Genomic DNA, 14,278 nt, shown 5'->3' on the forward strand with positions numbered 1-14,278 from the left:
TGTTCTTTAACACAGCCTTTTAATTAAAACTTTTTTTCAATTCTTCTAATGTTAAATTCTTAGTTTTTTCAACTGGTTTATTGGACGTTGGGATGTATGGATTGATGGACATGAAGTTCTTTTCGATAAAGTTGAAGTCAATAATGTCAACGACTCCATCTTTATTAAGATCTTCTTTCAATCTATCCCCTGAAATTCCAGCATTGTTTGCAACAAGCTTTGCGTCATAAATATCGATTACATTATCTCCGTTGACATCACCAGCAGCAGCCGTATCCGTATAGACATTATAGAAAATACCTTGGACCACTCCATCGATCGTCCTGCTTAAAGTTATTTTTTTGTTGTATTGGAAATGCCCAGGAATATCTACGATTAACGTATATTCATCCTTCGTTGCAGGAATATCCGTTATTGTCATATAACCATTTTCTGAAATATCTGCAGGATACTTTTTACCGTTTTTATCTACCAGATAAGCTTTTGTCCCAATCTTTGAATAGTCTAAATCATAAATATCTAAATTAACTGCTTCACCATGATAGTAACCTTCGAACCATGAGTGCTGAGAAATGAATTTAAACCTTTCAGCAAATGTTGGTAAAGAAGACTTACTACCAGAGCTTGTTTGATAGGAAGATTCTTGATAATAGAATCCACTTTCTACAAAGTAATTATGGTCATCGACTACTTTTAATGTGATATCCAATAAATCAATATCATCATTAATTGAAACTGGTAATTGTGTTTTTTTGTCTGAAATATCTACAGCAAATGTTGAAATATTAGACCAAGTGTTTTCTGTAATTTGTGGCTTTGCAACGCTAATCGTCCAATTATTTTTCTTTGCAAGATCCTCTAGCTGTTTTGATGGCTTAACGTCTACAACTTTATAGAAATCAGGGACATCAATTGTTACAGAAGCACTTGTTAAATCTTTAGCGTTTTGAACAGTAAATGTATTTACAAACTCCGATCCAAGACTTACACCTTTTGTATTGTTTTTTATTAAGGAATAATTACTTCCTTTATTAATAAAAGTAAAGTCTGGGAAAGTCGGATTTCCTGCTGTAGCGTAATCATAAGTATAGATAGCTACATTTGTTGGATAGTTTGCATATTCTTCTGGTAAGACACCAAATTTAAATTCACCATTTGCATTAGGGAAAAATTGAGCTGTTGGCCAAAAAGAATCTTGGTAAGCATACGCGGTATTTGCCTCTTGAGTGATGTCATGACCTCTACTTTTTAAATAATCAATCGTATCATCATACAATTTTCCATGCACCCAATATGCTGTATAATCTTGTCCATCATAACTTTCAGTTGTTAAATCTGAACTAGAAAGTTCTTGAATTCCTGTTTTCTTATCAAATTCCAGTGTTGGAGCGGTATTATCGATCACCATGTCATTATCAATCTTATATGTTTTACCATCTTCCCCTGTACCAATATAAGAAACGATGTATTTACCTTCTTTAAGTGATTCATATTCTAGTGCTAACGGTTTATTCGGATCACCCGTAAAATGCTTTACTTCACCTGAAAATCCGAAGAAAATTAAGTAATCCGTATCAACTGACGCATTTTCTAAATTAAATGTGCCATAAAACCCAATTGGTTTTCCTTCAAGGTCGCTAACCACGACATCAATCGTTTTCATATAACTATTTAACTTGAATTCGACTGGTGTAAACGGCTGGATATATGGATGAAAGTTACTAAGGTCATTTGTAATTGCATGTTTAAAAAATTCTAATTTTTCGAATCCAGGTTTAGAATAACGAACATGGAAAGGAATTTGATATTCTACAGTTTTGGACTCATTTTCAATATAAATATATCCCTCATATATACCAAATTCTGCATTAGCTGGAATTGATATTTCTGCATTAATATTCTTACTCTCATTACCATTCACTTCAATCGTCGATGGTAGTTGAAGCGTCACACTACTCTTTGCAGCATCCTTTGAGACACCATCGATTGTTAAAAATTCAACTCTAGTATGATATGTTTCTAGTTCACTACTTAAATTCTTAATAGAAATCGAGGTTGTTCTATTTTGCGTCTCACTGGATTGTGCAATACTACCAAAAGGTATAGATCCTGAAATGTCATCGATTTCTATTTTTAACCCATTTTCATCTAAGGAAGTCGTCTTATTTTGTACTTCCAATAACGTTGTATTGTGTACTGCCTCATAAGCATCTACACGTCCTGCTCCAACTTCATTCACATTGTACGTACGCCCATTTAAAGGGTCTGCCGTATTCATAAGCGCCGCTTTTACATCTGCCACTGTATAATTTGGATGTGATTGTAATAATAAGGCTGCAATTCCAGCAACATGTGGAGTGGCCATAGATGTACCACTCATACTTGCATAACCACTGGAATAATCAATACCATCTTCTGGGCTATTAATATATTCTGGAACTGTAGAGAAGGTAGACACCCCAGGTGCTACCACATCTGGTTTAATATCAAAGTTATTATTTACTGGTCCACGTGAGCTAAAATCGGCTAACACATCACCAGAGGTCATATTTGAATGTAAATCTGATATTTTAAGTTTAGTAGTTGGATCCGCTTTTAAATTATCTGAAAGTTTTACTCCATCACCTTGTAACATTTTAAATGTTGGGACATAGCCATGATTTTCACCCAAGAAATATGGAATTTCTCCATCCTCATTATTGTAAATCAATACAGCTACAGCACCTTTATCATGAGCTCGTCGGATTTTTTCATCAAATGATATCGTGCCACGAGAAATTAATGCCACTTTCCCATTAACGTCTTTGTCAGAATAATCCTCTTCTGTACCAATTCCTACTTCAACAACATCATATTCTTTATCAATTAACTGTAGATAATCCTTTCCAAGGCCATGCCCCATTAATGTATTTTGAACTGAAATATCTGCTAAAGTTGTTATAACGGTTGGAATATCAGTCGGCACATCACTTGCACCCACAGTGATTGCTAGTGGAGAAGCACCTGGTGAACCTAACGAACCAGGATTTGGCCCTGCATTTCCTCCAGCTATAACTGGTATGACCCCTTTTAATGCTGCATTGTTGATGGCTACAGATGTAGCGTCTAAGGAATGATTATTACCATTACCTAATGATAGATTAATCACGTCCATTCCATCTTTTACCGCTCTTTCTATACCTGCTATAACGGATGAATCATATCCTGATCCATATTCTCCTAATACACGATATGCATACAAGTCAACATTCGGAGCTACACCAGTCATGGCATATTCAACATCATTTTTAGGGTTAGATGCGATTGTTCCAGCAACATGAGTTCCGTGTTCTGTATAGTATGAACTACCATCTATCGTTTCAGGTTGACCAGATGCAAGCCACTCGGCTCTAGTTGTTTCCATTGGATCAGAGTCATTAGCGACACAATCATAGCCGCCTTTATAAACATCTTTTAAATCAGGGTGATTATAGTCAATCCCTGTATCAAGTACCCCAACTTTTATCCCTTGTCCTTTTAAGCCCTCATTATGTAAACGATCAACTCCTATATGAGGGAGCGCTGGTGGAATTACTTTTCCAGTTGTTGGTTCTTGAGTAGTAGTCGATTCATTTATCGGTAAACTAACGACATTGTCTTTCCAAATCCTTTTAACTACACCAGTCTCAAGCAATGTATTAATTTCATTTGTAGGAATCGTCATAGCCATTCCATTAAATACATTCTGATAAGTTTGTTTAATTTGATATTTAATTGAATTTTCTTTTATATTTTTGTTTAACTCTTCCTTCTTCTTAAAAATTTCAGTTAATCGTTGTTTAAAATATTCTTGTTCCCCTTTTATCTTTTCTGCTTTATTTTTAGATGTACCTTTTGTTTTTGATTGCTGAGCATTTTCGACCGGAGCTGTTTTGAACTCAACAATGACATTTGCGGTTTTATCTTTAAGTGACAATAATCTTGGATCAATAATAAACCCTTCTTGTGGAGTTAATCTCTTAATAGATTGTTTTTGTTCTTCTGTTAGGCCTTTTAAAATCGTTTCAACAGAATTTGATATAGCATACGTTTTTTGCTGAGGCATTAAACAAGACGTTAGTAAGCTTGATGCTATTACACCTGATGCCATTACATTTAGGAGTTGTTTCTTTCGAATTTTCATTTACTCAACGCTCCTTCTACTGTTTTGATTTCAGCTACAAATTTTAAACCTATGACTTTTTAAAAATAAGAATCTAACAGGTTACCCCAAATAAAATGGTTACATACTCTTTCGAGCTTCGCTTTCCTCCCGATAGAAAGATAGTGTAAAATAAGAGTATGAATAATTAGACAACTCTATTAATTGATATTGTACTTGAGCTTTTATTCTCGGTAAATTGGGGGAATAGTTCATCATGTTGTGCTAATTCCACTGCATAATTCTTCAAAAAAATTATTCAACATCATCAAATTTTGGAGAATTCAACGATTTTTAGCAATATATATTGAAAAAACATCTTTGCACTTGGGGGAATCTTGGTTTTCTAATGCTCAAACACATCAAAGAAAATTTATCTAAAGGAGAATTTCATTATGGATGAGGGGAAAATCATTAGGTTTTATCGCGAAAAATACCAATTAACTCAAGAGCAATTAGGAAAAGGGATCTGTTCTGGAACACATATTAGTAAAATTGAGCGTTTACATACTGAATATGCACCTGAAATTATCACTCTGTTATCAGAGCGTCTAGGAATAACTATCGAAAATGAAATAGCAAAACTTAAAAATATTAAAAAGTGCTTAAGCCATTGGCATGATGTAATTATCATGCAATTATTTGACGAATGTGATCTTATTAATCATGAACTTGAACAAGAAGATTTAATTCAAATCTCTGATTATATTTATCTTTACAAATTACTTCGGGTTAAGTATTTACTAATGTATAATTTGACTGACGAAGCAATTACCATCATCAAGGAAATCCAAAAGAAAGAACATAAATTATCTGTCTACGAAGCTAATTTGTTCAAACACGTTTTAGGAGTTTACTATTTAGCAAAACATGAAAATCTCAAAGCCATTCAAGTATTAAAATCAATAAATGACACAGATTACAATAATAAGGAATATACCTATCATTTAGCAGTTGCGTATCATTCGATCGAATCACCAGCTATGGCTTATTTTTTCGCAGATAAATCGCGTCAATTTTTTAAAGAAATTAATAACTACCTTAGAGTGATTGATGCAGAAATGCTTATGGTGATTCAAGTAAAAGATGATGGAGATTTTAAGGAGACTATTCAGAGGTTTGAAAGCTTAATCAAAAGCTGTGACCTTTGTAATTCACCCGATCGAAAAGCAAAGGTATTACACAACTTAGCTTTTGAATATTTTAGAAGAAAAAATTATGAACTAGCCAATAAATACTATAAGGAGTCAATGTCTCTTAAAAATAATGAATCAAGTCCTTATTTACTTTCTTTAGAAGGGTATATACGAAGTGCATATTATGGGAGTTTACTTCCAATAGATGAATTATTACAACTTGTTAATGGAGGACTTGAAAAAGCTCTAAAGAAAAATGAACAATTATATTTGATTTTATTTACCTTACTTAGTTATTTACTTCAAAATAAAGAACACGAATACTATCAATACTTGTTCGATACTTCATTACCTTTCTTTAAAAAATTTGGTTTTGTCTATTTAATTAAACGTTCCCAAAAAGAATTATTTAATTATTATTATAAACAGAAAAAAAATGGTAAAGCCTTAAAAATGGCCCATGTATTGATTAATCATTAAATAGAAAATGCCTTTTTTATTATTTAGAGACATCCCAATAGTTACCGACAATATCTGCAGATCCTCTCTTTAAAGGGTCTGCAGATATTTTTTGAGGCACAAATAAATACCCTAACTCTGTCAAGGTTGTAAAGTTCAGCTTTTATTTTATCCTTCAAATGTTTAAAAATGGTTCATACGCATAAAATTCCCGATTCTACACATAATGAGAAAAAATTATGTTGAGGGATACAGATGAAGTTACAAAACAACAATATGGAACAGGAATCCCAAAATTCACCGGAACAAAACTGGATTGAACGCTTTTCTAAATCCAATGACTTTGTTCATGAGCATACCTCTCTACTAGATAAGGAGCCATTTTGGCTTTCCTATTTTCGTACCCTCATATCATCAGACATTTTACATAAAGATGTGTTGCCATATTTACAGGAACAGCTAAGCCTCGAAGAATTGAAAAGCAAAATACCCGTACAAGGGATTTCTTTTACTAATGATAAATCTCAAATCATCCAAAACCTTCTAAATGGATATATAGCTGTTCAAAAGAATCAATACGATCAAGAATGCTTATTAATTAATATTGCGAACAGTAAATTTCGCGATGTCGGCATTCCGACCATGGAATCTTCGGCATTAGGTCCACAAGTTGGCTTTATTGAAGAATTAGACACCAACATCAATCTGATTAGAAAAAGATTACCCGCTGCTGAACTACTTGTAAAAGAAATGACAGTCGGGGAACTGTCGAAAACTAGAGTAGCGGTCATTTATATGGACGGGATCGCTGATCCAGAAAACGTAAACACGGTGATACAACGAATAGAGGATATTCAATATGATCAAATTTTAGACAGTTCATATATTGCGTCAATGATAGAGGATAATTCTCACTCCTTGTTTCCTCAATCCATCTCAACTGAGAGAGTGGATCGGGTTGCCGCAGGACTCCCTGAAGGGAAAATTATTATTGCTGCTGACGGTTCACCAAATCTTGTCATCGCACCTGTAACTTTAATTGAATCTTTAATTGCCATGGAGGATTATAGTTTTTCTTGGATCATTTCTAATTTTTTTCGCCTATTACGATTTTTTTCTATTTTCATATCAAGTCTAGTCAGTCCTTTATATGTTGCGGCTCTGACCTATCATTATGAATTGATCCCTTCTAAATTATTAGAAAACTTGGTTGGGTCAAGGGTATCCGTTCCATTCTCTCCTTTTTTAGAGGCATTATTTTTAGAAATAATGATAGAAATGGTGAAAGAAGCTGGAATTCGTCTACCTACGAAAATTGGACAATCCCTTGGCGTTGTTGGGGGCATTGTCATCGGTCAAGCCGTCGTGGAAGCAGGCTTAACCAGCAATGTGTTGCTTATCTTAGTAGGACTTGGAACCTTAGCTTCCTATATCGCACCTGTTTATAAATTTAGCAACACCATTCGTTTTTTTAAATTCCCTGTCATTTTTCTTGCACAATTTTTAGGATTATTTGGGGTGTTTGTTGGATTATTATTTACGGTTTTACATACGCTCAGATTAACCTCACTTGGGCGTCCATATGTAAGTATGTATCCATTAAGGAAAACGGCCTTCCAAGATCTCTGGGTTAGACTTCCTTTTTCCATGCAAAAAGAGAATCCGCAATCCCTTAGGCCGCAAAAAAAGCAAAAATCTACTGGAACTGGAAAGAACCCAGAACCCATGAATGATTTCTATGAATAAAAAAGGGGGATATTTTTTATGCAAATTGATAAAAGGCATCAAATTTCTCCCTATTTAGTCTTTTTTACGATCTATAGTTCACAGGTTGGTGTGGGTATTTTAAGTTTTCAACGAATCATTGCTAAAAAGGCAGGGTTTGATGCCTGGATCGGAGTTTTACTGGCTGGATGCTTGGTTCAATTGTTTATTTGGATGATGTATAAACTTTTAGCAAAAGCGGATGGAGATATCGTGGATGTACATTCTATGGTATTTGGTAAAATCATCGGCAAATGTTTCAGCTTGATCATCATGTTGTATTTCTGGTTAGCTAGCGTATCCGTTTTACTTGGCTACATTGAAATCATTCAGGTCTGGATGTTTCCCAATTTGTCCTCCTGGATTCTTTCCAGCATTATATTGGCACTCGTTTATTATTGTGTATCAGGAGGATTTCGAGTTGTTGTTGGAATCTCGTTTTTATCTTTTCTTTATCCACAAATATATCTCATCATTCTTTATGTTTTCCCTATAAAAATGGCCCATTTTTCTAATTTATTGCCCATTATGAATCATTCCTTTAAGGATTTATTGGATTCTGTCAAAAGCTCCATGTACACATTAGCAGGAACGGAAACGTTGCTCATGTTTTATCCTTTTATAAAAAGTGGATACTTATCAAGAAAATTTGCTCATTTAGGAGCCCTATTTACGACCCTGCTCTACACTTTTTCTGCCATTGTCTCGTTTTCCTTTTATAGTGAAAAACAATTAGCATCTACCCTTTGGCCAGAGCTGTCTTTAACTAAAATCATGAAGTTTTCTTACTTGGAAAGATTTGAGTACATCTATATTTCTATGTATTTAGTCATCGTTTCATCCTTACTCGCACTCTTATTATGGTGTTCTAGCAGGGGTCTTAAGAAAATTTTTAATAAAAAGCAAAAATACACCTTAATTGTCCTTAGCATTACTAGTGTCCTACTTTGCCAATTGATTAAAGACCCTTATAAAGATCTGTTTGATCAACTTATTACGCAAATGCATTTATGGTTATTCTATGCTTATATCCCTGTACTACTTCTAGTCCTTACCATGTTAAAAAGGGGAAATAAAAATGGCTAAGCGCTTTATACTTGGATCGTTTCTACCACTATTTTTATCTGGTTGTACCCTTATCCCTCCTACCATTGTCAATGAAATAAATATGGCACAGGGCGTAGGGTATGATTTGGCTTCTGATAACAAAATAAAAGAGACCATTGTATTTCCTATCTTTAAAAAGGACAAGTCTTCATCTACTGAAATCAAAGCAGGTATTGGGCAATCGAGCAAAGAGATTCGTGCCCTCATAAATAATGAAACTAGATATCCGTTGGTAAGCGGGCAGCTTCGCTTAGCTCTATACGGGAAAGCATTATCAAGAAAAGGGATTAACGACTTTGTAGATACCCTAAACCGTGATCCCTCCATTGGAAACCTTGTCCAATTAGCCATTGTAGATGGTGATCCATATGATTTATTAATGACAGAGAAATTTAAGACAGAGAACATTTCCATATTTATACAAGAATTACTTGACCAAAACATGGAGTCCGGACAACTTCCTCGATCTAATTTACACAGCTTTATATTTCAATTTTCTCAGGTTGGACAGGATCCGTATTTACCATTAATAAAGAAGGAAAATGGATCGATCAAAATCAATGGAATGGCCATTTTTAAAGATGATCGATTTGTCACATATTTATCATTGGACGATCAGTTCATATTTAAAGGTCTGGTTGATACATATAAGCATGGAATACACCAATTTATTTTAAGTAATGGTGACAAGGTGGTTTTAGATATTCTTCATTCAAATGCAAAATACAAAGTGAAAATGGTAAAGGGTAGACCTGTCTTTACGATCTCCTTACAAATGAAGACTAGACTTCAAGAGTTCTCTTCTCCAAAGAAACAAAGGGTACCTATTGATAAACCAAAGATTCAAAAGGAAGTTGCACAGATTTTAGAAAAGCGTTCCTTGAAGCTTGCCGCTCGCTTTAAGAATCTTCAAGTAGACCCGCTAGGTCTTGGAGCGAAGTATAAAGAGCATGATCGCCAATTCAATGAGCGAACGTGGAAATCCATTTATCCAGAAGTACAGGTTCTTGTTCATGCTAAAGTTGAAATTAAGCAAACGGGAATTGTTGAGTAATCCTGGGATCATTCATCTGATTTATTTCATACAAAATTTCATGTTATATAAAAAAAATCCTTGATAACACAACGGTTATCAAGGTAAAAGGACACTAGCTTAGTACGTTTGATTACAATTCCTAACCTAATGTATTTTCCTGCTTTATCCAACCGCTCAATGGTATGGATTAGTATTTAATAAGGTCGCAACGTCTACTATTTCAAACCCCCTTCTTTTTAGTTCTTTTATAATCGTCGGAACTGCACTGGCGGTTTCCGTTTTGTCATCATCGCTATGCATGAGGATAATATCTCCGTTCCGGACGTTATCAAAAATATTCTTTTGGATATGTTTTTGATCTTTCTGTGACCAATCTAAGGTATCAATCGACCATATAATTACTTTATATTGTTTCTCTTTGGCAACATTGATAACTTTTATATCAGTATCTCCATACGGTGGTCTTAAAAGAGCCGGTGATCTTCCGATAATTCTACGAATAGCCTCGGATGATTTGTTTAAATCTTGTCGGATGCCTTCAGCACTTACTTTAGTTAATTCATGATGAAGATAACTATGACTACCGATCACATTTCCGTTATCATATGCTAATTTCACAATATCCGGATTTTGTTCAACTTTTTGTCCAATAAAGAAAAAGGTTCCTTTCACGTTTTCTTGTTTCAATGCAGTAATAATTTGGGGAGTATTGATTCGATCCGGGCCGTCATCAAAGGTCAGAGCAACCATCTTTTTATTTGGTCCATTGACAAATACATCATGAGGGTAATTTTTAGGAAAAGTGAGTATCGATTGACGCCATTTCACCATACTTTCCCATGCCGAAGCTGAGAGATTTTGGGAAGTTCCTTTGATAGAAAGAATATAGTTCTCGGGTACATTGGAAAGTTCGACATCGCTATACACTGAAATATGATCCACTTTACTAGTCGAAATAGGAATAATCCACTTTAACTGATACTCCTTATTTATGTTATATGTATAAATTTGATCATTTTGAAAAGAAGAAGTACTTTTCGGATTTCCCATCACCTTTTTAATATCAGCTAGAGTTAGGTCTTGAATAGAAGGTTCATTGGAGCGAACGTCATAAATCAAACCATCTTGAGTATAGCCGAACACGGTAAACTTTTTAGAATAGGTCGCGTAATACCCATTCCCAACCTGGTCTATTTTATCAGGATCACCCCAAGCCTTTTTCACTTCTGAAAATGAAGAATGGTGCGCAACAAAAGGATTATTCACCACATGTCCGGTAGATGCTAAGGAGACAATTTTTTGAACAGTTACAATGGGTTGCGGCTGGGGTGATGTACCTTGATTTCCCTCATTTTGATCTTTATTAGGATCATCCTTATTTTCATTTACGGGGGACTGGTTGGACTTATTACTAGTATCTTTGATGTCATTCGAGTGTCCACAACCTACTAAAAGACCAAAACACAATATGATAGTTGAGAATATTTTCATATAGTTCCCTCTTCCTTATTTATCTGAACTACTTAACAATCGGTATCCAAATTAGTTGTTACCATTTATATTTTGTCATTAAAAATTTACTAATGATTCATGCTGCTATGTTTATCATACCATTTTCCGGTAAAGGGTCTAGAAATAGGTCAACATATTGTTTCTCTTCATAGTGTTTACGTACTCGTTGATATAGTTCATCGGGTACCCGTTTTGCCGGGATTAAAGTCACATACTCTGTCAACTCAAGAGCTACTTTTTCTGCATCTGAGTAAAATGTACACTCTCTCCAAGCACTTATACAATATAAACGTTGTTCCGTTTCTCCCATTTTTCTAGCATCAGCTGTATGCATGTTAAGACAATATGCACAACCATTTATTTGAGAAGCCAGGACTTTTATTAGTTCACAAAGTAAATTGATAATAAATTCAGGATTTTAATTAGAGATATTGGAGAATACTGAGGAGATGAATAAAGAACAAATATACAATAAAAACAAAAAAAGCTGAAAACCCTTTAAATAAAAGGATTTTCAGCTTTTTTACAAATATGACCTGTGAGGGGTTCGAACCCCCGACCTCAACCCTGTCAAGGTTGCGCTCTCCCAACTGAGCTAACAGATCGCTTATTAAGCTACATATCTAATTATAGTAATATTCTAGCAAAAGTCAATAATTTATTTAAATATATAACCCAAGAAAACAAGAACATTAGTTCTTATTTTTATTGAATAAAGAACTAATGTTCGGTTATAATAATAGTATAAAAGAAAGGAGTGTTTTACATGGATGGGCTTTTTATTCGTTCAATTGAAGAAAACATGCCATTGGAAATGATTTACCTTGCTGACAACCAAAAAATTTCACAACGGAAACTAATTGTGAAGGAAATAAATGATGACTATATCCGCGGGTACTGTTTGCTACGGAAACAGATGCGCACCTTTAAACGTGAAAACATCTTATCCCTAATGCCCGAATTACAATCGAAGAATCGATATCTTCATTAATTCCACTTTACCTCTTAACAACAGAAAACCAATCCCTTTATTCCCCTTATGAAAGCATTTCCAGTCGAGTTATGGTAAAATTCTAATGTATCTACTGAATATGGGGGTTTTATCACATGGAATTTCCAAAAGGCACGATTAAAGAACTTACCTTTCATAGCAAAGAGCTGGGAGAGGACATCCTGCTCCTTGTTTACCTTCCAGCAAACTTCTCACCACTCTATAAATACTCTCTGCTGATTGCCCAGGATGGCCGGGATTATTTTCAACTTGGCAGAATTAGCCGATTAGCAGATGAGTTTCTTTATAACAGAGAAATTGAAAATTTAATTATTGTTGGGTTACCCTATAAAGATGTTGCTGATCGTCGCAGAAAATACCATCCAAATGGTGATCAAAATGAACAATATATTCGCTTCCTAGCACATGAATTAGTGCCATTTCTTGATACGGAGTTTCCAACCTATCAAATGGGTACGACCCGAGCACTTATTGGTGATTCTCTAGGGGCCACCGTTTCTTTAATGACAGCGATTCAATATCCACATACATTTGGAAAAGTACTTTTACAATCACCTTATGTGAACCAAAAGGTCTTAGGATTAGTGGAAGATTTTACAGATACTCAAGTAATAGAGATTTATCATGTAATCGGAACCCATGAAACGGAAGTACCAACGACAGATGGACAAGTAAAGAACTTTTTAAGCCCTAACAGAGAACTTTCAAAAATCTTTTCAGAAAAACCATTTACATATTTTTATGAAGAATATAATGGTGATCATACTTGGACCTATTGGCAGCCAGATTTAAGACGAGCACTGAAAATGTTCTTCTAACACATATTAACAAAAGTTTGAGTATTTTCTATTATTTAATAAAGTTAGAAAATTTGCTATAATAGTAAGAAGGCTCTTATGAGTATTATTTTTCTATTAAAATAATTTTTTAAAAACGGAGGTATATACGTATGAAATTTGGAGTTGTCATTTTCCCTTCAAAAAAGCTTCAAGACTTAGTGAATTCTTACCGTAAACGTTATGATCCACACTATTCACTTATTCCTCCACACTTAACATTAAAAAATGCCTTTGAAGCAACTGAAGAGGATGCAAAGGATGTAGCGAATAAACTCCAGCAAATCGCTCAAAATACCCATCCATTTTCTTTAAAAACTTCAAAGATCAGCTCTTTTCAACCTGTAAATAACGTGATTTATTTTAAAGTTGATCCGACAGAAGAACTTACTAATCTGCATGCCGAAATCAATCAAACTTTTAGCGACTCACCGTTAGAGTATGCCTTTGTCCCACATATTACGATTGGTCAAAAACTCTCTAATGACGAACACTCCGATGTCTTTGGTTCACTCCGAATGACAAAAATTAATCACGAAGAAACCATTGACCGATTCCACCTTCTCTATCAATTAGAAAATGGTTCTTGGACCGTATATGAAACATTTCGTCTTGGAAAGGAATAGGTAAAGTGAAGCTTAAAGTGGTTGAAAATCAAAAAGAACTAGATGATGCCTTTTCCATTCGAAAGACTGTATTTGTTGAAGAACAAAACGTTCCTCTTGAAGAGGAAATCGATCAATTTGAAGATGAGGCTGTTCATTTTGTCCTGTATAACGATGGTTCTTCAATTGGTGCAGGTCGGTTCCGTGTAGTTGATGGATATGGAAAAGTAGAACGAATTTGTGTATTAAAGGAAGCAAGAAAGACGGGTGCAGGAAATGCCATCATGAATGGTATTGAGGAGCATGCTCGTGAACAAGGGCTTCATAAGTTAAAACTTAATGCCCAAACACAAGCCATCCCCTTTTATGCACGGCTTGGCTACGAGGTTGTCTCTGAAGAATTCCTCGATGCCGGCATTCCGCATAAAACAATGATGAAAGAAATGTAACATACGAACCACTTGCCAGAGATGGCAAGTGGTTTTTGTACATAATAAGAAAATTCGACTTCGAGAATTGTCCAGCTCCAGCACCTAGCCAGTTTTCATCCTGAATAATCTACCGTGAGTATCTTGTAACAATCATGGCTTGATAAAGCGATGATTGTTACAGCTCGGGTCAAATAACCTTC

The 14,278-nt window shown here is 34.8% G+C and carries 10 protein-coding genes, 1 tRNA gene and 1 pseudogene; 8 read left to right on the forward strand and 4 right to left on the reverse strand.

Features of this window, described 5'->3' with window-relative positions:
* Positions 1-19: 19 nt before the first annotated feature.
* On the reverse strand, positions 20-4,162 hold the full coding sequence (locus tag ABES03_RS20965) for a S8 family serine peptidase (RefSeq protein WP_430120331.1): 4,143 nt from the start codon (positions 4,160-4,162) through the stop codon (positions 20-22).
* 413 nt (positions 4,163-4,575) lie between these two features.
* On the opposite strand from ABES03_RS20965, the gene ABES03_RS20970 reads away from it, so the two are divergent.
* The 4 genes from ABES03_RS20970 (at position 4,576) to ABES03_RS20985 (ending at position 9,700) form a co-directional block, all read left to right on the forward strand.
* The gene (locus ABES03_RS20970; protein WP_430120333.1) at positions 4,576-5,796 is read left to right on the forward strand and encodes a helix-turn-helix domain-containing protein; all 1,221 of its coding nucleotides are present in this window, start codon (positions 4,576-4,578) and stop codon (positions 5,794-5,796) included.
* Between the two features lie 234 nt (positions 5,797-6,030).
* Positions 6,031-7,521, forward strand: coding sequence for a spore germination protein (locus ABES03_RS20975; protein ID WP_430120335.1), 1,491 nt, complete (start codon positions 6,031-6,033; stop codon positions 7,519-7,521).
* A gap of 18 nt (positions 7,522-7,539) precedes the next feature.
* Complete coding sequence (locus tag ABES03_RS20980; RefSeq protein WP_430120337.1) at positions 7,540-8,625, forward strand: GerAB/ArcD/ProY family transporter; 1,086 nt, start codon at positions 7,540-7,542, stop codon at positions 8,623-8,625.
* Complete coding sequence (locus ABES03_RS20985) at positions 8,618-9,700, forward strand: Ger(x)C family spore germination protein (protein WP_430120339.1); 1,083 nt, start codon at positions 8,618-8,620, stop codon at positions 9,698-9,700. Before ABES03_RS20980 ends, ABES03_RS20985 begins: the two co-directional genes overlap by 8 nt.
* Positions 9,701-9,856: 156 nt before the next feature.
* Here ABES03_RS20985 and ABES03_RS20990 read toward each other — a convergent pair whose 3' ends face one another.
* From ABES03_RS20990 to ABES03_RS21000, 3 genes and pseudogenes are all read right to left on the reverse strand, one after another.
* Positions 9,857-11,173 (reverse strand): polysaccharide deacetylase family protein, encoded by a 1,317-nt coding sequence (locus tag ABES03_RS20990; protein WP_430120341.1) that lies wholly within the window; start codon positions 11,171-11,173, stop codon positions 9,857-9,859.
* A 97-nt stretch (positions 11,174-11,270) separates the two neighbouring features.
* Positions 11,271-11,588 (reverse strand): annotated as a pseudogene (locus ABES03_RS20995) (carboxymuconolactone decarboxylase family protein); the annotation flags it as partial.
* A gap of 138 nt (positions 11,589-11,726) precedes the next feature.
* Positions 11,727-11,799 (reverse strand) — tRNA-Val (locus tag ABES03_RS21000).
* A 161-nt stretch (positions 11,800-11,960) separates the two neighbouring features.
* Between ABES03_RS21000 and ABES03_RS21005 the strand changes: the two genes are divergently transcribed.
* The 4 genes from ABES03_RS21005 to ABES03_RS21020 all read left to right on the forward strand — a co-directional run bounded on the left by ABES03_RS21005 (position 11,961) and on the right by ABES03_RS21020 (position 14,096).
* Positions 11,961-12,185, forward strand: coding sequence for a hypothetical protein (locus ABES03_RS21005; protein WP_430120343.1), 225 nt, complete (start codon positions 11,961-11,963; stop codon positions 12,183-12,185).
* A gap of 116 nt (positions 12,186-12,301) precedes the next feature.
* The gene (locus ABES03_RS21010; protein WP_430120345.1) at positions 12,302-13,024 is read left to right on the forward strand and encodes an alpha/beta hydrolase; all 723 of its coding nucleotides are present in this window, start codon (positions 12,302-12,304) and stop codon (positions 13,022-13,024) included.
* 131 nt (positions 13,025-13,155) lie between these two features.
* Positions 13,156-13,668, forward strand: a complete 513-nt coding sequence (locus ABES03_RS21015) for a YjcG family protein (protein ID WP_430120347.1) — start codon at positions 13,156-13,158, stop codon at positions 13,666-13,668.
* 5 nt (positions 13,669-13,673) lie between these two features.
* Positions 13,674-14,096 (forward strand): GNAT family N-acetyltransferase, encoded by a 423-nt coding sequence (locus ABES03_RS21020; protein ID WP_430120349.1) that lies wholly within the window; start codon positions 13,674-13,676, stop codon positions 14,094-14,096.
* Positions 14,097-14,278 lie beyond the last annotated feature (182 nt).

Origin of the sequence: Neobacillus rhizosphaerae, assembly GCF_050477885.1 — a bacterium.
Taxonomy (GTDB): domain Bacteria; phylum Bacillota; class Bacilli; order Bacillales; family Cytobacillaceae; genus Neobacillus; species Neobacillus rhizosphaerae_A.